The organism is Streptomyces catenulae (genome assembly GCF_000718015.1).
Lineage (GTDB): Bacteria > Actinomycetota > Actinomycetes > Streptomycetales > Streptomycetaceae > Streptomyces > Streptomyces catenulae.
In genome coordinates this window covers 1-19,745 of sequence record NZ_JODY01000003.1, presented here as the reverse complement: position 1 = coordinate 19,745, position 19,745 = coordinate 1, and the positions used below count along the sequence as shown (strand labels likewise).

Annotated in this window: 17 protein-coding genes; 7 read left to right on the top strand and 10 right to left on the bottom strand. The window is 72.2% G+C overall.

Going from position 1 to position 19,745, the window contains the following annotated elements:
* Positions 1 to 9 precede the first annotated feature (9 nt).
* The gene (locus IF23_RS33395) at positions 10 to 225 is read left to right on the top strand and encodes a hypothetical protein (RefSeq protein ID WP_245654884.1); all 216 of its coding nucleotides are present in this window, start codon (positions 10 to 12) and stop codon (positions 223 to 225) included.
* A gap of 39 nt (positions 226 to 264) precedes the next feature.
* On the opposite strand, the gene IF23_RS0104245 is transcribed toward IF23_RS33395, so the two are convergent.
* The gene (locus IF23_RS0104245) at positions 265 to 1,068 is read right to left on the bottom strand and encodes a VOC family protein (protein WP_030279900.1); all 804 of its coding nucleotides are present in this window, start codon (positions 1,066 to 1,068) and stop codon (positions 265 to 267) included.
* Between the two features lie 612 nt (positions 1,069 to 1,680).
* Positions 1,681 to 2,418: an HAD family hydrolase gene (locus tag IF23_RS0104240; RefSeq protein WP_245654883.1), complete on the bottom strand. Its 738-nt coding sequence runs from the start codon at positions 2,416 to 2,418 to the stop codon at positions 1,681 to 1,683.
* A gap of 476 nt (positions 2,419 to 2,894) precedes the next feature.
* Between IF23_RS0104240 and IF23_RS0104235 the strand changes: the two genes are divergently transcribed.
* Together IF23_RS0104235 and IF23_RS0104230 are read left to right on the top strand one after the other, a co-directional pair.
* On the top strand, positions 2,895 to 3,494 hold the full coding sequence (locus IF23_RS0104235) for a TetR/AcrR family transcriptional regulator (RefSeq protein ID WP_030279896.1): 600 nt from the start codon (positions 2,895 to 2,897) through the stop codon (positions 3,492 to 3,494).
* Between the two features lie 595 nt (positions 3,495 to 4,089).
* A complete protein-coding gene (locus IF23_RS0104230; RefSeq protein WP_245654882.1) occupies positions 4,090 to 4,686 on the top strand; it encodes a ScbR family autoregulator-binding transcription factor in 597 nt (198 codons plus the stop codon).
* Positions 4,687 to 4,735: 49 nt separating this feature from the next.
* Here IF23_RS0104230 and IF23_RS0104225 read toward each other — a convergent pair whose 3' ends face one another.
* The 8 genes from IF23_RS0104225 to IF23_RS0104190 all read right to left on the bottom strand — a co-directional run bounded on the left by IF23_RS0104225 (position 4,736) and on the right by IF23_RS0104190 (position 14,477).
* Entirely contained in the window at positions 4,736 to 6,265 is a 1,530-nt protein-coding gene (locus IF23_RS0104225) for an amino acid permease (protein WP_051739204.1), read from the bottom strand.
* 198 nt (positions 6,266 to 6,463) lie between these two features.
* Positions 6,464 to 7,468, bottom strand: coding sequence for an ornithine carbamoyltransferase (argF, locus tag IF23_RS0104220; protein WP_030279891.1), 1,005 nt, complete (start codon positions 7,466 to 7,468; stop codon positions 6,464 to 6,466).
* Between the two features lie 338 nt (positions 7,469 to 7,806).
* Positions 7,807 to 9,042 (bottom strand): arginine deiminase, encoded by a 1,236-nt coding sequence (locus IF23_RS0104215; RefSeq protein ID WP_030279888.1) that lies wholly within the window; start codon positions 9,040 to 9,042, stop codon positions 7,807 to 7,809.
* A gap of 1,013 nt (positions 9,043 to 10,055) precedes the next feature.
* Entirely contained in the window at positions 10,056 to 10,979 is a 924-nt protein-coding gene (locus tag IF23_RS0104210) for an LLM class F420-dependent oxidoreductase (RefSeq protein WP_030279886.1), read from the bottom strand.
* 315 nt (positions 10,980 to 11,294) lie between these two features.
* A complete protein-coding gene (locus tag IF23_RS0104205) occupies positions 11,295 to 11,750 on the bottom strand; it encodes a DUF6099 family protein (RefSeq protein ID WP_030279884.1) in 456 nt (151 codons plus the stop codon).
* A 501-nt stretch (positions 11,751 to 12,251) separates the two neighbouring features.
* Positions 12,252 to 12,659: a nucleotide pyrophosphohydrolase gene (locus IF23_RS30915; RefSeq protein ID WP_037677316.1), complete on the bottom strand. Its 408-nt coding sequence runs from the start codon at positions 12,657 to 12,659 to the stop codon at positions 12,252 to 12,254.
* Entirely contained in the window at positions 12,656 to 14,023 is a 1,368-nt protein-coding gene (locus IF23_RS0104195) for an AAA family ATPase (protein WP_030279879.1), read from the bottom strand. Before IF23_RS0104195 ends, IF23_RS30915 begins: the two co-directional genes overlap by 4 nt.
* A 64-nt stretch (positions 14,024 to 14,087) precedes the next feature.
* Positions 14,088 to 14,477, bottom strand: coding sequence for a cell division protein SepF (locus tag IF23_RS0104190; protein WP_030279877.1), 390 nt, complete (start codon positions 14,475 to 14,477; stop codon positions 14,088 to 14,090).
* Positions 14,478 to 14,948: 471 nt separating this feature from the next.
* Between IF23_RS0104190 and nicT the strand changes: the two genes are divergently transcribed.
* The 4 genes from nicT to kdpB all read left to right on the top strand — a co-directional run.
* Complete coding sequence (gene nicT / locus IF23_RS0104185) at positions 14,949 to 16,040, top strand: Nickel transporter NicT (RefSeq protein WP_030279875.1); 1,092 nt, start codon at positions 14,949 to 14,951, stop codon at positions 16,038 to 16,040.
* Between the two features lie 219 nt (positions 16,041 to 16,259).
* Positions 16,260 to 16,349, top strand: a complete 90-nt coding sequence (kdpF, locus tag IF23_RS33390) for a K(+)-transporting ATPase subunit F (protein ID WP_107126871.1) — start codon at positions 16,260 to 16,262, stop codon at positions 16,347 to 16,349.
* Positions 16,350 to 16,356: 7 nt separating this feature from the next.
* Positions 16,357 to 18,021, top strand: coding sequence for a potassium-transporting ATPase subunit KdpA (gene kdpA / locus IF23_RS0104170; RefSeq protein ID WP_030279873.1), 1,665 nt, complete (start codon positions 16,357 to 16,359; stop codon positions 18,019 to 18,021).
* A partial coding sequence (gene kdpB, locus IF23_RS0104165; RefSeq protein WP_037677312.1) for a potassium-transporting ATPase subunit KdpB occupies positions 18,021 to 19,745 on the top strand: 1,725 nt, incomplete at its 3' end. The genes kdpA and kdpB, both read left to right, overlap by 1 nt.

The window sequence follows — 19,745 nt, the reverse complement described above, 5'->3', positions numbered from 1 at the left end:
TCGTACGGCGTGCCCTGGCAGGTGCGCCACCCCCGGGTCCGGGAGGCGGTGAACACCCTGCGCGCGGCCTGCGCCCGGCACGGTGTGCCGTTCTGCGCGATGGCCACCACCGAGGAACGCCGCCGGGAGTGGCGGGCCGACGGCGTCACCGCCTTCGTCCTGGGCCAGGACCGCGACCTCTTCTCCCGGGCGCTACGGGCCCACCGGGAGACGGCCGCGGGGTAGCGACGGGCCCCGGGGTCACGCCGCCCGAGCCGTCGCCCCCTAGCTCCTCTCCGGTGTCAGCACCACGAACTCCGCGCCGTCCGGGTCCGTGCAGACCGCGAGGCGGCCGACGCCCTCGGCGTCCTCCGGGCCCATCCGGACGGCGCCGCCGCGCGCGGTGACGGCGGCGACCGTGGCGTCGCAGTCGGCGGAGCCGAACACCGGGTGCCAGTACGCCGCGCCGCCGGTCCCGGAGAGCGCCTGGGCCGGGAGCTGCACGATGCCGCCCTGCGTCCGCTCCTGCCCGCCGCCGCGCGGTGTCACCAGCGTGTAGCTGCCCCCGCCGCCACCGGGCAGCGGGATCTCCTGGGTGTGCCAGCCGAAGACCTTGCCGTAGAACCGCTGCGCCGCCGCCGTGTCGGTGGTGCACAGCTCCGTCCACTCCAGGCTGCCGGGGACGTCCGCCACCTCCAGCCCCGGATGCGCACCGGGCTGCCAGACCGCGAACCGGCCGCCCTGCGGATCGGTGAGCTGGGCGTGCCATCCGTTGTCACCCCCGACGGGCGACGGCGGGACCCGCACCTCGCCACCGGCCTCCCGCACCGCCCGTACCGTCTCCTCGGCGTCGGGCGTGTGGAAGTAGACCGTCCAGGAGGCTCCGGCGCCGTCCTCCGCCGACGGGCCGATCGCGGCGGCCACCTTCCCGTCCCGGCGGCAGACCGTGTACCCGCCGGGCTCCTGGCCGCCGAACGGCTCGGTGGTCCAGTCGAAGACCTCGCTGTAGAAGGCCGTGGACTTCCGGAGATCCGGGGTGCCGAGATCGAGCCAGCAGGGCGAGCCGAGCAGAAATTCGGTGGTGATCATGACTGTCCCTTTCACGAGGCACTCCCGACCCAGCGTGACACCCACCACTGACAGTCGCCGCCCGACGCCCCGCCGCCCGGAAGCGGCCCGGCACCCGACGGCGCCGCCCGGCGCGGCAACGGCGCCCGAAAGGCGCGGCCCCCGCGCCATGCCCTCGCTCGTACGGGTGGTCCCGGGAAGTGCCCCCGTCCGCTCGGCGGACCCCGGTCTGCCCTCTCCCCTCCTTACGGAGGGCTGACCGGGGGCCCGCGCGGCGGTCTCCGTCCGTCGCCGGTGAACGCGGCGACGGACGGGTGGGCGTTTCGGTTCGGCACCACGGCGCGACGGCCCGCCGCACGGCTCTGCGGCAGGCCGCGGTGACCGCGGAATCCGGTTCCCCCCGGAACGCCCCTCCTGCAACCCGCCCCCCGGCGGGCATCACTGCGGGCGTCCGTCCCCACGGACGCCCGTTCCCCCTACGGGCACCGCCCCCCGGCGGCAGCCCCTTCCCCCTCGGTGACGGCACCCCCCGGTACCGGCACCGGACAGCGGCGCCCCCCGGCGCCGCTGCCCCGTCAGGGCCGTCGGCCCTTCAGGTTCGTGCCACGGGCGCACACCGCGCCCGCACGGTTGTCACCGGCGGCGTCGCTGCGCCGCCAGCGCCGGAGCCGGCATCCGCCGCGGCCGGGCCGCGGCGATCACCGACACCACATCCTTGAACGAGCTGCACATCCGGGTACCGGCGACCGCCGCCAGCTCCCCGAACGTCCCGGCGCCGTAGGTGACGGCCACCGCCTCCATCCGCGCGGTCACCGCCATCCGCATGTCGCCGACGGTGTCGCCGACGTACGCGCTCTCCCAGGCGGCGACGCCGAGCCGCCCGGCGGCCCGCAGCACCATCTCCGGGTGCGGCTTGCCGCGGCGGACCATGTCCTGGCCGATGACCGGACCGACCAGCTCCCGGATGCCCATGACATCCAGCAGCGCCTCGGCGCCACGGGTCGACTTGGACGTCGCGACCGCCAGCTCCACACCGTGGGCGCGGAGCGCGGAGAGTCCGGCCGTTACACCCGGGAACAGCAACTGCGGCCCCAGGCACATGACGTCGACGGCGAACTGCTCGCGGTAGCGATTGATCGCGGCGAGCACCTGGGCATCGTCCTCGGGCTTGCCCAGCAGCCGTCCGAACGCCTGGCCCGGAGGCTTGCCGACGGCGGCCGCGGCCTGCCGTGGGGTCACCGTACGGCCCTGCTCGGCGGCCACCTTGACGAGGAGTTTGGCGATGGCCGGGCGCGTATTGGCGAGGGTGCCGTCCAGATCGAAGACGGCAGCCTTGATCGTCTCGCTTCCGGCGCCCCGTACGCCTCTCACAGGACGTTCGCCGACTACCGCTGATACGCGCATGGCTGGAGACCTTTCCGGATTCCGATGGGTGCACTGGCTGGGGAGCGTGGCCGTCCGGCTGGTCCCGGTGGCCCGCGGTCGACGACGGGCGACGGCTGGGGAGGGTCCTCCGTGGCACACCGCTGTCCCGACGCGGTGCGCCACCGCCGTGGCGGTCACCACGGAAGAGGAGGATCCCGTTTACCGCCTTCGCAGATTTAAAAACCGTCTGCGCTGTTTGTCAATGCACTCCCGTCCCAGAAGGCTCTCACCCGCGTGATCCCAGGCCCCACACGGAAATCGTGGGCTCTTCAACCATTTTCCCACGGCCGGACGGGCGAACGATATGCGACGCCACGCACCCCATACCGGCCATTCCGGAACCCCATACAGAACCGCATGGTTGGTTTTCTCAGTAGACTGTCCTGCCAGCTCGCAGCCGCACTAGAGACGGGACGGACACCGTGCCCACGCAGCATCGCGCCATCCAGAGCCGCCAGGCGCTCATCCGCTCGGCCGCCGAGACCTTCCTGGAGAAAGGGGTGGCCGCTGCCGGGATGGTCGAGATCAGCCGGCGGGCCCGGCTGAGCAAGGGTGCGCTCTACTTCCACTTCACCTCCAAGGACGACCTGACCCTCGCGGTGCGCGACACGGCGCTGAGCACCCTCCAGCACATCGAGGAGGGTCTGATCCGCTCCCCGCAGCCGATCGGCACCGCCGTACAGGACTTCGCCGCGGAGCTGTTCCTGCGGGTGGAGAGCGACCCGGTGCTGCGCGCGGGGCTCCGCCTGCGCCCGGAGACCGCACCGGGGCTGGAGATCACCTCGCTGGAGCGGCGCTGGTACGCGCTCTTCCTCGACAAGGCGATGACCGGCGGCGCCGGTGGCGCTTCGCGATCGGAAATCGAACCGCGCCGCACCGCACAGCTGTTGACGTCGGTCGTGGTGGGCCTGCTGCACCTCGGCTACGAGGACCCCGCCTGGTGGGCGGAGGCGGCGCTCGCCGACGTCTGGACGCTCCTCCCCAACGCCCCCGTCGCCGTCCCGGCCCCCGCCGCGAGCTGAACCGCGCGGCCCCCACACCCCGGGCGGCAGCCCCTGAACGGCCCGTCCCGTTCGAGCCGTCAGACCCGTCAGACACCGACGGCGATGAATTTCCGCCAACCCCCGGGGTGTTGGACATTTTCACCGTGCGTCAACCGGACGTACGGATCCACGCCCTTCCCACCGGTATCCGCACCCCGTACCGCTCCGCCCCGGCGGCCCGGCGACGCCGCCGCCCAACGGCCCGCCGGACAGCCCTCCGTCACCGCCGCACCGCCCTTCTCCCGCCTACGCGCCGGTAATTACGCAGGTCCCAGGGGTGCGGACCGACTCCCCGACAGGGCGGCAGCGCTCCCCCACGGGCGGGCCGGTGGGAGGGGCGACACATCGGACACGACGGTGAACGGCGAGGCGGGCGAGGGTGAACGGCGGGGGTCGCCCGGTGCGACGATTGCGCTCCGTGACGCACGGACCGGCACCGATTCCCGGGCCGTACCGAGCGGTTGGATCCTTATGATGCGGAACGAGACCCCCGCCACGTGCGACGGGCGCACTCGGGCACAACAACTCCACGAGAGCAGACGGAGGGCGATCGGTGGTCAAGCAGGAACGCGCAGTGCGCACACGGCGTGCGGTCCTTGAGGCGGCGGCGCAGGTGATGGGCGTCCGCGGATACGAGGCCGCGACGATGGCGGAGATCATCCAGCGGGCCGGTGTCACCAAGGGCGCGCTGTATTTCCACTTCTCCTCCAAGCACGCGCTGGCCCGTGCGGTGATCATGGAGCAGACCCAGCACTTCGACCAGAAGGTCAGCGAGTCCCGGCTCCAGGACGCGATCGACTTCACGCATCAGGTGGCGGTGGCCCTGCGGGACGACCCGCTGCTCCAGGCCGGTACCCGGATCGCGTTGGAGACGACGTTCAGCGAGGAACCGCTGGTGCCGTACCAGGCGTGGATCGACATCATCGTGCGGATGTTCTCGGACGCCAAGGAGAACGGCGAGCTGCTGCCCGGCGTCTCGCCCGAGGGGGCGGCGGAGTTCTTCGTCTCGTCGTACTTCGGTGTGCAGCTGTTCTCGCTGGCGGCGAGCGACCGTAACGACCTGCCGGACCGGGTCACCACGCTGTGGAAGCACACCCTGCCGGGGCTCGCGACGGCGGGCGCGCTGAGCCACCTGGAGCCGCGCGGCAGCGAGGCACGCGCCGCGGTCTGAGCCCCGGGGACCGGCCACCGCCCGCGGGGCGGCCCCGGCCCCCTACGGGTCAGCTCAGGGGCGCGGGCTCCGAGCGGTGCGCCTCCTCGACGGACGGTGCGCCCGCCGCGTCCGGCGCCGCCTCCCCGGCGTCCCGCAGGCGGGAGTGGCGGCGTCCGTAGCACGCGTAGACGATCGCGCCGACGACGAGGAATCCGGCGAACTCCAGCCAGGTCGCGCGGCCCGTGCCGTAGATCAGATAGATGCTGAACGCGATGCCGAGGATCGGGCTGAGCGGGAAAAGCGGGACCCGGAAGCGGCGGGCGAGACCGGGGCGGGTGCGGCGCAGCACCATGACGCTGATGTTCACCACGGCCATGATCGACAGGGTGCCGATGGTGGTCAGGTTCATCACCACGTCGAGCGGGACGACGGCCGCGGGGATCGCGAAGACGACCGCGACGATCCAGGTGTTGGCGACGGGCGTGGCGGTACGGGGTGAGATCCGGGCGAAGACCCTCGGGATCAAGCCATCACGCGACATCGACATCAGGATGCGGGTCTGGCCGTACATGACCGCCAGGACGACGGAGGCGATGGCGACGACCGCGCCGAAGGCGATCACCCCGCCGCCGACGGCGGAGTGGGTGACGTGGTTGACGATCAGCGAGAGCGCGGCGGGCTTGTCGGCGACGTCCCCGGCGGAGAGCGCGCCGATGGCGCTGAGGGCGACCAGACAGTAGAGCACGGTGACCACGCCGATGCAGATCATGATCGCCAGCGGGATGTTCCGCCGCGGGTTCTTGACCTCCTCGCCCGCGGTGGTGATCGCGTCGAAGCCGATGTACGAGAAGAACGCGACGGAGGCGCCGGAGGTGATCCCGGCGACGCCCTCGGGCGCGAACGGGGTGAGGTTGCCGTCGCGGAAGGCGGAGAGGGCGATACCGCAGAAGAGCAGCAGCACCACGATCTTCAGGACGGCCATGGCGGCGGTGGCACGGGCGCTCTCGCGGATGCCCCGCACCAGGAGCGTCGCGGCGAGCAGCATCACGACGACCGCCGGGATGTTGACGATGCCGCCGTCACCGGGCGGGCTGGCCAGCGCGGCGGGCAGTTCCCAGCCGGTGAGGCTGCCGAGCAGTTCGTTGAGGTACTGGCCCCAGCCGACCGCGACCGCCGACACCGAAACGCCGTACTCCAGCAGCAGGCACCAGCCGACGAGGAACGCGGTCCGCTCGCCGAGGGTGGCGTACGCGTAGGAGTACGAGCTGCCGGACACCGGTATCGCGCCGCCCAGCTCGGCGAAGGAGAAGGCGGTGAAGACGCAGGTCAGCGCGGCGAGCACAAAGGAGATGAGGACGGCGGGACCGGCGTGGGCGACGGTGTCGGAGAGGCCGACGAAGATGCCGGTGCCGACGATCGCGCCGATGCCGAAGCAGACGACCTGGAAGAGGCCCATGCTGCGGGTGAGGCCGTTGCCGTCGAGGTCCGTGCCCGATTCGGCGAGGAGCGCATCGGGGGACTTGATGCGCAGCACGGGGCGGGCGGCGAGCGGTGTGCGCCGCGCCTGGGACGGGCGGGGGGATGCGGACGGGCGCATGGGGTGGTTCTCATCTCTGGTGGTGCGGGGCGCGCTGCCGGTGCTGGTCGAGTCCGGCGGGCGGAGAACGGGTGGCGGCCGGTGGGCCGGTTTTCCCGTGAGCGGTCGATGGTAACCGCTATGACTGCATGATCGCCCATTTGTGCGTATGGGTATGCGGTGCGGGGTGCGCCGGGCGCACCCCGCGGGCGGCGGTCGTCAGCGGCCGAGGGTGGCGACGAGGACTGCCTTGATGGTGTGCATGCGGTTCTCCGCCTCGTCGAAGACGACGGAGTGCGCGGATTCGAAGACCTCGTCGGTGACCTCCAGCGAGGTCAGTCCGTGGCGGGCGTGGATCTCCCGGCCGATCGCGGTGCCCAGGTCGTGGAAGGCGGGCAGGCAGTGCAGGAACTTCACGTCCGGCCTGCCGGTGGCCCGCAGCACGTCCATGGTCACGGCGTACGGGGAGAGCAGCGCGATCCGCTCGTCCCAGACCTCCTTGGGCTCGCCCATGGAGACCCAGACGTCGGTGGTCACGAAGTCGGCGCCGCGTACGCCCTCGGCGACGTCCTCGGTGAGCGTGATGCGGGCGCCGCTGGCCGCGGCGAGGGCGTGGACCTGGGCCACGACCTCGTCGGAAGGCCAGAGCAGGCGGGGCGCGACGATCCGGATGTCCATGCCGAGCAGGGCGCCGGTGACGAGGTAGGAGTTGCCCATGTTGTAGCGGGCGTCGCCGAGGTAGGCGAAGGCGGTGTCGGTCAGCGGGCGGCCGCCGCCGTGCTCGACGACGGTGAGGATGTCGGCGAGCATCTGGGTGGGGTGCCAGTCGTCGGTCAGACCGTTGAACACCGGGACACCGGCGTGCGCGGCCAGCTCCTCGACGTCCGCCTGGGCGTTGCCGCGGAACTCGATGCCGTCGAACATCCGGCCCAGCACCCGCGCGGTGTCGCGGACGGACTCCTTGTGGCCCATCTGGGACGCGGACGGGTCGAGGTAGGTGGTCGAGGCGCCCTGGTCGGCGGCGGCGACCTCGAAGGCGCAGCGGGTGCGGGTCGAGGTCTTCTCGAAGATGAGGGCGATGTTGCGGCCGCGCAGCCGCTGGGTCTCGGTCCCGGCGCGCTTGGCGGCCTTCAGCTCGGCCGCCAGGTCGACCAGGCCGCGGAATTCCTCGGCGGTGAAGTCCAGCTCCTTGAGGAAGTGGCGGCCGGTGAGATCTATCGCCATGGTGACTCCTGGTTCACGGCATCGGGGCACGAGGGTGTGTTTCGGACAACGAATTCTGGAAGTGTATACGAGCCGCCGTATCACTATTCAGAGGTGGGATGCCGGAGCCGTCTCGGCGCGCCCGGCGACGGCCGGTCCGGATGCCTGCGGACGGGGCGGAGCGGTCCGGGAGCGGGTCCCGGGCGGGCCGGGGGGGCAGGCCCCGGGCGGACGCGGGAGCGGCCCCGGGCGAGCCGAGGGATGGCCGGGGAACGGCCGGAGCCGGGCCGGGACCCGCACGGAGCCTAATCGGGCGCCGCCCCGGTAACGGCCGGGCGGCGCCCCGCGGCCGGGCCGCCTCAGGCCGTGCCCGGTATGGCGTCGCGCTCCACCGGACAGCTCATACAGCGCGGACCGCCCCGGCCACGGCCCAGTTCGCTGCCCGGGATGGTGATGACCTCGATGCCGCGCTTGCGCAGGAAGGTGTTGGTCGTGACGTTTCTCTCGTAGGCGACCACCACGCCCGGCTCCACCGCGAGGACGTTGCAGCCGTCGTCCCACTGCTCCCGCTCGGCGGCGTGGACGTCCTGGGTGGCGGTGAGCACCCGGATGTCGCTCAGCCCGAGCGCCGCCGCCATCGCGCGGTGCATGTGCTCCGGCGGATGGTCGGTGACCTTGAGATCGCCCTCGCCGCCACCCGGCTCGATGGTGTACGAGCGGAGCATGCCGAGCCCCGCGTACTGCGTGAAGGTGTCGCCGTCGATCATGGTCATGACCGTGTCGAGGTGCATGAAGGCGCGGCTCTTGGGCATGTCCAGCGCCACGATGGTGCGGGCCGATCCCGCGGCGAACAACCCTCTGGCCAGCATCTCGACCGCCTGCGGCGTGGTCCGCTCACTCATCCCGATGAGCACCGCGCCGTTGCCGAGCACCAGCACGTCACCGCCCTCGATGGTGGACGGATAGTCCGCCTGGCCCTGCGACCAGATGTGGAAGTCCTCGTCGCGGAAGAGCGGATGGTGGGCGTAGATCGCCTCGTAGTGCACCGTCTCGCGCTGCCGGGCCGGCCAGCGCATGGCGTTGACCGACACCCCGTCGTAGACCCAGGCGGAGGTGTCACGGGTGAAGAGATGGTTGGGCAGCGGGCCCAGCAGGAAGTCGTCCAGCTCCATCACATGGAAGCGGACGGAGGTGGGCTCCGGGTACCGCTCCAGGAACTCCCGCTTCGTCATCCCGCCGACCAGCGCCTCGACCAACTCCTCGACCGGCAGCCCGTCGAACGCGGCCCGCAGATGATCGGTGGCGAGCGGGCCGTACTCCTTCTCGTCGAAGACGCGGTCCAGGACCAGCTCGCGCGCGGCGGGCAGGTCGAGCGTCTCGGCCAGCAGATCACCGAAGAGATGCACCGCCACCCCGCGGTCACGCAGCACATCGGCGAACCCGTCGTGCTCCGCCCGCGCCCGGCGCACCCACAGCACATCGTCGAAGAGGAGCGCGTCCTTGTTGGTCGGCGTCAGCCGCTTCAGCTCCAGATCGGGACGGTGCAGGATGACGCGGCGCAGCCGCCCGGCCTCGGAATCGACTTGGAATCCCATCTCTCCATCTTGGCCGCTTCCGCCCCGCGGGGAACGCCACGGGCGCGATTCGGGGGAGAAGTGGGGGTACGGCTCGGGGACGCGTCGGGGTGTTCCCCGAGTCGGCATGAGGGCACGGCCGGACCCGCGCGGGCGCGTTCCCCAGGGGGCGCGCCGGAGACTCCGTGCGCCGGGTGTCCGCGCCGCGCTCCGCTCCTGGCGCCGTGCACCGCGTGAGCGCCGGGCCCCCTCCCAGGCGTACGCTCCGCACCGCCGTTCGGCGTCGGCGCTGCTCCCCGGTGCCTGCGCCCGCCCGATCGGTGCGCCGGTGCGGTGCCGCGGAGAACGGGATCTTTTCAGTGGCGACGCCGCGAACACCGCTCGGACGCCTCCCGTGGGGGCCGCCGAAGCGGCTCACGGAGCGCCCACGGACGGGCTGCGCGAGGGGCGCCCGAGGCCCGTGCGACCGCCCGGGCCGCGCCGTTCACGGGCCGCCCGCGGTCTCCTCCATGGCCGGTTCCGTTCGCCTCAGGTTTCCCGCCTGTGCCCCTTCCGTCCGGGGTCCGGAGCGTCTCCGCCGGGCTCCGGCGCGGCGCGCGGCGGGATTCCGGTACGGCGATCGGGCCCACCGGCGCGCCGCCGCCCTCCGTCGAGCCGCCGTCAACTTGGCGCCTCACGGGCCGTGAAAACCCGTCCGGCGAGGCGTCAGGTTGACGACGATTACGGCAAAGCACCATATGGACGGCGGCGACGAAACGCCCGCACGGCCCGGCGGTCCGCGCTCCTCACCCGGCGCCCGGCGAACGGCCGTGCCGGACCGCGCCCACCGGGCCCCGGACCGCGATGACCGACCGCCCCGGAAGTTGAGGGCACGCCCCGCCGCACGCCCCGCCGCACGCCCCGCCGCACACCCCGGGCGGCACGCCAACGGCACGAGGGCCGCCGACCGGCGGTGACCCGCCGGGCCGACGGCCCCCTGTGCCCGGTGCGGTCGCCGTGCCCCGGATCCCGGTCCGGTGCGGCGACCGCAGGGCTCAGCCGAGCTGCGACTGCACCTGGGCGGAGATCAGCTCCAGGTGGTCGAGGTCGTCCAGATCCAGCATCTGGAGGTAGACGCGGGAGGCACCGATCTCGGCGTACCGCCCGATCTTGTCGACGACCTCGGCGGGCGAACCGGCCAGACCGTTGGCCTTCAGCTCGTCCACCTCCCGCCCGATGGCGGCCGCACGGCGCGCCACCTCGGCGTCGTCCTTGCCGACACAGGCGACGAGGGCGTTGGAGTACACCAGGTCGTCGCCCTTGCGTCCGGCCGCCTCCGCCGCCGCCCGCACCCGGCCGAACTGGCGCTCGCTGTCCTGGAGGGATGCGAACGGGATGTTGAACTCGTCGGCGTACTGCGCGGCGAGCCGCGGTGTGCGCGTCGCCCCGTGGCCGCCGATCAGCACCGGGAGCTTGTGCTGGGCGGGCTTGGGCAGCGCGGGCGACTTGGTCAGCTGGTAGTGCGTGCCGTCGTAGGAGAACTCCTCGCCCGCCGCCGTGCCCCACAGTCCGGTGACGATCGCGAGCTGCTCCTCCAGCCTGGCGAACTTCTCCTTGGGGAAGGGGATGCCGTACGCCTTGTGCTCCTCCTCGAACCAGCCCGCGCCCAGGCCCAGTTCGACGCGGCCGCCGGACATCTGGTCGACCTGGGCGACCTGGATCGCCAGCACACCGGGCAGCCGGAAGGTACCGGCGGTCATCAGGGTGCCGAGGCGGATGCGCCGCGTCTCGCGGGCGAGACCGGCCAGGGTGATCCAGGCGTCCGTCGGGCCGGGTTGACCGTCGGAGTTGCCCATCGCGAGGTAGTGGTCGGAGCGGAAGAAGGCGTCGAAGCCGAGGTCTTCGGTGGCCTTGGCGACGGTGAGAAGGGTGTCGTAGGAAGCCCCCTGCTGAGGCTCCGTGAAAATACGCAGATCCATGACTCCATCCTGCACGCTCAGCCCCCGCGGAACCGTCGCCGCGGACCGCGCGCCCCGGATCGGGGCATCCGGCGAACGGAAGGAGCCACCGGCGGAGCCGCGGGTGCGTCCCCGGGGCGCGGGCCTGCCGGGGCGGGCGTCGCGTCGGGGAGCGCGGCTCCGGCACCACCCGGAGGGGCCCGGCGGGGACCGGCCCGGGGGAAGGCCGGGGCGGACGGCTGGGGTCATCGGGCCCGGGGAGGGCCGGAGCGCGCAGCCGTCGGCATCAGGTCTGCGGAGGGCCGGGGGAAGCCGGCCGGTCCGCGGTGCCGTGTCTCAGGCGAGGTCGCGGTCGCGTACCTCCAGTATTTCGAGTATTCCGGCTATGCGGTCACGTGATTCGTCCGCGGAGTCCATCACCTCGACGCAGGTCCAGTACACGCCCTCCTCGTCCGCCGTGCACACGACGCCGACCAGCACCTCGCAGACCTCCCGCAGCAGTCCGCTCAGCCCCGTCAACGCAGCTCTGACGTCCCTCACTTCGGTCAGCCGGGCCGCCCGCAGGCCACCGCCTCCCGTCACCGGGCAGAGCAGTCCCCCGCTGAACCGCCCGCCCGCATCACCCAAACCCCGTGCCCGGGACCGCACTTCGTACGGACCGAATATCGCGAGATGGCTCCCGACCGCCTCGGCCAGGGCTTGCGCCTGCCATGCCTCGACGACCACTTCGTGCACCGTGCTCGCCTCTGCCAGACCGCGCCGACTGGCCGCGATGATCCGCACCGCGTCCATGCGCGTTCCTCCCTTCGTCGTCATCCGTCTCACCCCACACTCTTCCACTACCCAGAGTGAGGGTGAACACCCAAAAACTCCAGGGGAATTCGCAAATCTGTGGACAACCAAGGCGGTGTGGAGAGATCGATAACTCCGGAGAGTGACTTATGGCGTGCCCGAGCCCCTCCGTTCCCTTCCGGCACGGTCTCCCCGGCCCGCTCCGGCGCACCCGCGGAGCGCGACCGTCGCCCCGGTCCCGGACGGCACGGCGCTCCGTTCCGCCACGGCAGTCGGCGGGTGGCGCAGCAGGGACGCCCCGGTCCGGTGCCGGGGGAAACGCCCGAAAGCGCCCCGCGGGGGTGCCCGAACCGGCCACCCCCGGCGATGCCGACGGCCGGTCCCCGGCGGGCCCGGCCGTCCTCACTCCTCTCGCAACCGGAGGCGTCACCCGGCCCTCGCCCCGTACCTGCCCGGTCCGCGGGCGCTCCCGGGGAACGGCGGGGGGCCGCCGGACGAAGCTCAGGAGGCGGAATCCGCCCCGCCGGGCCCGTCCGGCGTCCCCTCCGGCGTCCCGTCCGCGGCGCGGTCGCGGTCCGGGCGGGCGTCGCGTACCGCGGGGAAGCGGGATTCGTTCCGTTCGATCTTCGCGGCCAGGGCCGCCAGGGCGTCGATCCCCAGGGCCTCGCAGAACTGCAGCAGATACGCGAGGACGTCCGCGACCTCGTCCTCCACCCGGTGTGCGGAGGAGGGTTCGGACATCACCGCGGCCGACTGCTCAGGGGTCAGCCACTGGAAGATCTCGACCAGTTCGGACGCCTCGACGCTGAGCGCCGCCGCCAGGTTCTTGGGGTTGTGGTACTGCTGCCAGTCCCGGGCGGCGGCGAATGCGGCCAGTCGCCGCTGGAGGGTGGGGAGATCTTCACTCATGCCCCCAGGTGTAGCACCCGCACCCCGGGCAGTCCGTCGGCGGCCACCGGATCCCGCACCGTCCCCAGGAGCCGCACCCGGCCGCGGTCGGCCATCCGCGCGGCCAGCGCGATCAGTTCGGCGGCCTGCCGGGCGTCCATACAGCGGTCCGCGCCGTCCGCGACCACCGTCAGCTGCTGACGGGCCTCCGGGATCTCCGCCACCGGGTCCATCGCCAGCGCCCAGGGCCCGGTGAGCAGCACCACGGCGAGCCCCAGGTAGCGCAGTTCGCCGTCGCCGAGCCGGTCCAGCGGCATCTCCCCCGGGCGCACCCGGTCGAGTACGGCCCGGATGCCCGCCGGTCCGGTCGACCCCTCCCGGAGCGCCACCGGGCCCGGCGCCGGTTCCGCGGCGCTCCGCCCGTCGGCCGCCGTCCGACCGTCGGCCGCCGTCCGCCGGTCCGGCTGCCGGGGCACCGCGCGCAGCCCCTCGACCGGCGCCGTCCAGGCACCCTGCGCCGCCGTCAGCAGGCCGGTACGGCGCCGTGCCCGCGCCTCGGCCATCCGTTCCAGGACCACCGCGAGGTTGTCGCAGGAGGGCCGCAGCCGCGCCACGTACGCCGCCTCGCCCCTGGCCGGGCGGGGCTCCGTCCGCTTCGTGGCGCCCGGGCGGACGGCGGTGCGCCGCTCCCGGGGCGTCCGGTCGTCCGGCGCTCCCCCGGGCCGTTCGGTGTCGGCGCATCCGGTGGCGGGCCGTTCGCCGCGGATCGCCTCCGGCCGCGGATCGCACCGGAACACCGATCTGAGCGCCACCACGACCTGTTCCGCGGCGGCGAGCACCAGGCGCTGACCCGCGGTCTTGCCCGCGACGCGGAGCGGTAGCAGCGGGGTGCCGAGGCGGTCGTCGGGCAGGGGTGCGCGGGTGACGGGCGCCGCGCCCGCGGTGTGCCAGGCGGCCTGGACGGCGCGGCGGGCCGGGTCCGTCAGGGCGGTGGTGAGGAGGGTGGTGCCGCCGCCGGTCAGCCGTTCCCCGGCGATCCGCAGGTCGGGCTCGGTCTGGACGGCCAGATCGAGGTGGACCGGACCGGCCGGCCCGTCGACGGTGCAGCCGATCCGGAACCCCCGGCGGCCCTGTTCGTCGGGGCGCGCGTCGGCCGGTACGCACGCCGGGGCGCCGCCGGGTACGGATGCCAGCGCGTCGGCGAGGCGTTCCCCGGCGCCGAGCCGGGCGAGGATGCCGTACGCCTGGAGCGCCCCGGTCTTGCCGCTGCCGCTCGGGCCGGTGAGCAGGGTGACGGGGCTCAGCGGGAGGCTGACGCCCCGGTGGTTGCGGAAGGCGGAGAGCCGTAACTCGGTGAGCGCGGGACGCGCGCTGTCGCTATGCATAGCCCGACGCTATGCAGGGTCCCACGGGGCGCCCGTCGGAGAACCGTTACACCGTCGGCTCTTCCTACGAATGAGGGACGCCGCCGACGGCCGGTTCCGCGACCTCCGTTCCCGGGGGTGCGAGCAGGAAGACATTGGTGTCGACCCGGTGCATTCCGCTGGCCAGCCCGAAGACGACGCCGCTGGAGAAATCGAGGATGCGCTTGGCGACATCCGCGTCGGCGCTGCTGAGGTCGAGGAGTACGGGGATCTGCGCCATCAGGTACTCGGCGACCTCGCGGGCGTCCGCGAAAGTCTGCACCCTGATCACGACGAAACGGCGGCTCTCCTCGGTCGGATCGTCTTCGGGGAGCGCACGGTGATCCGGCCAGGAAGGCCATTCACTGCCGCTACGCAGCGGGACGACCTCGGCCAGACCCTCCCACTGCTCATCGGTGGCATCGGGGCCGTTCACCGCTTCACCTCATTCGTGGGGGCACTGCCTGACGCAATATCCACATCGATCAATTCCAGGGATAAACATACAAACACCGCCGGGTGCGGTACACATCGCACCACATCCGCGGCCCATCCTGCACCATCCCCACCGGCCGGAACCGACAGCCCGGGCGGTTTCCCGCGTCGGGATTGTGTGTGCCTCTTCACCCCGTACACCGCGCCTTTCCGGGAAGGGCCGCCGCGCGGGTTCATCCTCCGAAAGGGGCGGCGGAGCGCGGAAATCCGCTGCCGATCGGCGCCGTCCGGTGGCGGTTTTCACCGGAGGGGGCCGTTCCGAAGCTTTACTGCACATTGGTTGCAAGTAAAACCGACCCGCAGGAATGTGGAGAGGTACGTCCTTCGGAAGAAAGCAGTGTCCATGCCCACGTCCCCGTCCCCGTCCGCGGCCGGTACCGCGCTCACCCGCCGTCAGCGCATCGCCCGCTCGATGACCCGCGCCGAGTGGGGGCGGATGGCGGGCATGGCCTCGTTCATCATCGCCCTGCACGTCATCGGGTGGTTCACGCTGATCGCCATCGTGGCGCCGGAACACTACAGCCTGGGCACCAAGACCTTCGGGATCGGCATCGGGGTCACCGCGTACACGCTGGGCATGCGTCACGCCTTCGACGCCGACCACATCGCCGCCATCGACAACACCACCCGCAAGCTCATGGGTGAGGGGAAGCGGCCGCTGTCGGTCGGCTTCTGGTTCTCGCTGGGGCACTCCAGCGTCGTCTTCGCGCTGGCCTTCCTGCTCTCCCTCGGCGTGAAGACACTCGCCGGACCGGTGCAGGACGACAACTCCCGGCTGCACGACATCACCGGGCTGATCGGCACCACCGTCTCCGGCGTCTTCCTCTACATCATCGCCGCCGTCAACCTCGTCATCCTCGTCGGCATCTGGCGGGTCTTCCGGCGGATGCGGGCCGGATCGTTCGACGAGGACGCGCTGGAGGAGCAGCTCAACAACCGCGGGTTCATGAACCGCCTCCTGGGCCGCGTCATGAAGTCGATCACCAAGCCCTGGCAGATGTACCCGCTGGGCCTGCTCTTCGGTCTCGGCTTCGACACCGCGACCGAGGTCGCGCTGCTGGTGCTGGCCGGGTCCGGCGCCGCCTCCGGGCTGCCCTGGTACGCCATCCTCTGCCTGCCGGTGCTGTTCGCGGCGGGGATGTCGCTGCTGGACACCATCGACGGTTCGTTCATGAACTTCGCCTACGGCTGGGCGTTCTCCAAGCCGGTCCGCAAGGTCTTCTACAACCTCACCATCACCGGGCTCTCGGTCGCCGTCGCGCTGCTCATCGGCACCGTCGAACTCCTCGGGCTGCTCGCCGAGAAGCTCGATCTGCACGGCTTCTTCTGGGACTGGATCGCCGGGCTCGACCTCAACCTCGTCGGCTTCGTCATCGTCGGCCTCTTCTTCGCCACCTGGGTGGTCGCGCTCGCCGTCTGGAAGTTCGGCCGTATCGAGGAGAAGTGGACCGCCGGGCTGCGCTCCGGCGCCGCGCAGGAAGGCGCGCTCAGCTCATCGGACTAGCCGGGCCGCCGTCACCCCGTCGGCCCCGCGGCACCGCGGGAACCCCCGGTCGTCAGCCGCGTCGCCGCCGGGATCCGGGGTTCCTCGGGGAGAGTGGGTCCCCAGATCCGCTCCCCCGGTGCTGCGAGGTGGCTCAGCTGTGTCGGACGTCGTCCACATCGCCCTCACGGTCGTGGTGTTCGCGCTCATCCAGCTGGCCGCCCGAGGGGCGGAGCGGCTGTGAGCGTGGACGACATCATCGGCCTGGTGGTCGCCGTCGCGCTGGTGATCTACCTGATCGTCTGCCTCGTCCGCCCCGAGAAGTTCTAGGGCGCGGATGGACGAGACGCTCGCCGGATGCCTCCAGGCGCTGGTGCTGGTGGCGGCGCTGGCCCTGTCGTACCGGCCGCTGGGCGACCATCTGGCGCGGGTGCTCACCGCCACCGGCCATGCGCGGGTCGAGCGGCTGGTGTACCGCGCCGGTGGGGTGCACCCCGGGGCGGAGCAGCGCTGGCCCGCCTATCTCCGCAGCATGCTGGCGTTCTCCGCGGTGTCGGTGCTCTTCCTGTACGCCTTCCTGCGGCTGCAGCACCATCTGCTGCTCTCCCTGGGCCGGGGGCCGGTCCCCGCGGATCTGTCGTTCAACACCGCGGCGTCGTTCGCCACCAACACCAACTGGCAGGCGTACGCGGGCGAGTCGGTCATGGGGCATCTGGTCCAGCTGGCCGGGTTCACGGTGCAGAACTTCGTCTCCGCCGCCGTGGGCATCGCCGTCGTCGCGGCGCTGATCCGCGGCTTCACCCGGCGGCGGACCGATCTGGTCGGCAATTTCTGGGTGGATCTGACCCGGATCGTGCTGCGGGTCCTGCTCCCCCTCGCCGTCGTCTTCGCACTCGTACTGGCCGCCTCCGGGGTGGTCCAGAATCTGCACGGCGCCCAGGAGGTGCTGACGCTCGCGGGTGACCGGCAGCGGGTGCCCGGCGGTGCCGTCGCGTCCCAGGAGGTCGTCAAGCAGCTGGGGACCAACGGCGGCGGCTTCTACAACGCGAACTCCGCGCACCCCTTCGAGAACCCCACCGCGCTCACCAACCTCATCGAGATCTATCTGATGCTGGTGATCGCGTTCGCGCTGCCGCGGACCTTCGGCACGATGACCGGCGACCAGCGGCAGGGCTACGCCGTCGTGACCGTCATGGCGCTGATCTGGATCGCCGCCCTGGTCATCGTCACCGTCAACGAACTGCACGCCGTCAGCTCCGCCGCCGGGCGGGCGGCGGGCGGGATGACGGAGGGCAAGGAGACCCGGTTCGGGATCTGGGGCTCGGCGCTGTTCGCCGTCGCCACCACGCTCACCTCCTGCGGCGCCACCAACTCCGCCCACGACTCGTACACGCCCGGCGGCGGCGGGATGACGATGTTCCACATGATGCTGGGCGAGATCGCGCCCGGCGGCACCGGCTCGGGGCTGTACGGCATCCTCGTCCTGGCGATCGTCGCGGTCTTCGTCGCCGGGCTGATGGTCGGCCGGACGCCCGAGTACCTGGGCAAGAAGCTGCGCGGCCGGGAGATGAAGTGCGCCTCGCTCTATCTGCTGACCACGCCCGGCCTCGTCCTCGCCGGTGCGGCGCTGGCGATGGCGCTCCCCGGTGAGCGGGCGGCCATGCTCAACGGCGGTCCGCACGGTTTCTCCGAGGTGCTGTACGCGCTGACGTCCGCGGCGAACAACAACGGTTCGGCGTTCGCCGGGCTGAGCGCGGACACCGGCTGGTACAACACGGTCCTCGGGGTCGTCATGCTGCTCGGCCGGTATCTGCCGATGGTGTTCGTGCTGGCGCTCGCCGGTTCGCTCGCCGGGCAGGGACGCGTCCCGGTCACCGCGGGGACGCTCGCCACCCACCGGCCGCTGTTCATCGCGCTGCTGACCGGCGTCGTCATCGTCGTCGTGGGGCTGACGTACTTCCCGGCCCTCGCCCTGGGCCCGATCGCGGAGGCGCTGCACTGATGTCCACGCCCCTCTCCACCCCGGCCCGGGACCGGGTACCGGGCGGGCTGCTCGATCCGGGGCAGCTGGTGCGGTCGCTGCCCGGTGCGGCGCGCAAGCTCGATCCGCGGGTGATGTTCCGTCATCCGGTGATGTTCGTGGTGGAGGTCGGCGCGGTCCTCACCACGCTCTCCGCCGCCCAGGCACCGAGCGTCTTCGCCTGGGCGATCACCGCCTGGCTGTGGCTGACGGTCCTCTTCGCCAACCTCGCCGAGGCGGTGGCCGAGGGCCGGGGGAAGGCGCAGGCCCAGGCGTTGCGGCGGGCCCGGACCACGGTGACGGCGCGGCGGCTGACCGGTTACCGGCCGGGCGCCGCCGACCTCGCCGAGGAGGAGGTGCCCGGCGTCGAACTGCGCCAGGGCGACCATGTGGTGGTCGAGGCGGGGCAGACCGTCCCGGGGGACGGCGATGTCGTCGAGGGGATCGCCAGCGTCGACGAATCGGCCGTCACCGGGGAATCGGCGCCGGTGATCCGGGAGTCGGGCGGCGACCGGTCGGCCGTCACCGGCGGCACGAAGGTGCTCTCCGACCGCATCGTCGTCAAGATCACCTCGAAGCCGGGCGAGACCTTCATCGACCGGATGATCGCGCTGGTCGAGGGCGCGGCCCGGCAGAAGACGCCGAACGAGATCGCGCTCGACATCCTGCTGGCCTCCCTGACCCTCATCTTTCTGGTCGCCGTGGTGACGCTCCAGCCGTTCGCCCTCTTCGCGGGTGCCGGGCAGAGCCTCGTCGTCCTCACCGCGCTGGTCGTGGCGCTGATCCCCACCACGATCGGTGCGCTGCTCTCGGCCATCGGCATCGCCGGGATGGACCGGCTGGTGCAGCGGAACGTCCTGGCGATGTCCGGCCGCGCGGTGGAGGCGGCGGGCGACGTCACCACGCTGCTGCTCGACAAGACCGGCACCATCACCCTCGGCAACCGGCAGGCCGCGGCGTTCCTGCCCGCGCACGGGGTGGACATCGGGGAACTCGCCGACGCCGCCCAGCTGTCGTCGCTCGCCGACGCGACGCCCGAGGGCCGCTCGATCGTCGTCCTCGCCAAGGAGCGGTACGCGCTGCGCGGACGGGACGAGGGCGAGCTGCACCGGGCGCGGTTCGTGCCGTTCACCGCGGAGAGCCGGATGAGCGGTGTGGATCTGGCGGCGGACGGCCGGTCGCTGCGGAAGGGCGCGGCGACCGCGGTGATGCGCTGGGTCCGCGACAACGGCGGCCATCCGACCGCGGAGATCGGCCACCATGTCGACGGCATCTCGGCGAGCGGCGGCACCCCGCTGGTGGTCGGTGAGGTCGTCCGGGACGGCGGCTCCGCGACGGCGCGGGTGCTGGGTGTCATCCACCTCAAGGACGTGATCAAGAAGGGGATGCGGGAGCGCTTCGGCGAGCTGCGCCGGATGGGCATCAAGACCATCATGATCACCGGCGACAACCCGCTCACCGCCAAGGCCATCGCGGCCGAGGCGGGCGTCGACGACTTCCTCGCCGAGGCCACCCCCGAGGACAAGATGGCCCTCATCAAACGGGAGCAGGCGGGCGGCAAACTCGTCGCGATGACCGGCGACGGCACCAACGACGCCCCGGCCCTCGCCCAGGCGGACGTCGGCGTCGCCATGAACACCGGCACCTCCGCCGCCAAGGAGGCCGGAAACATGGTCGACCTCGACTCCGACCCCACCAAACTCATC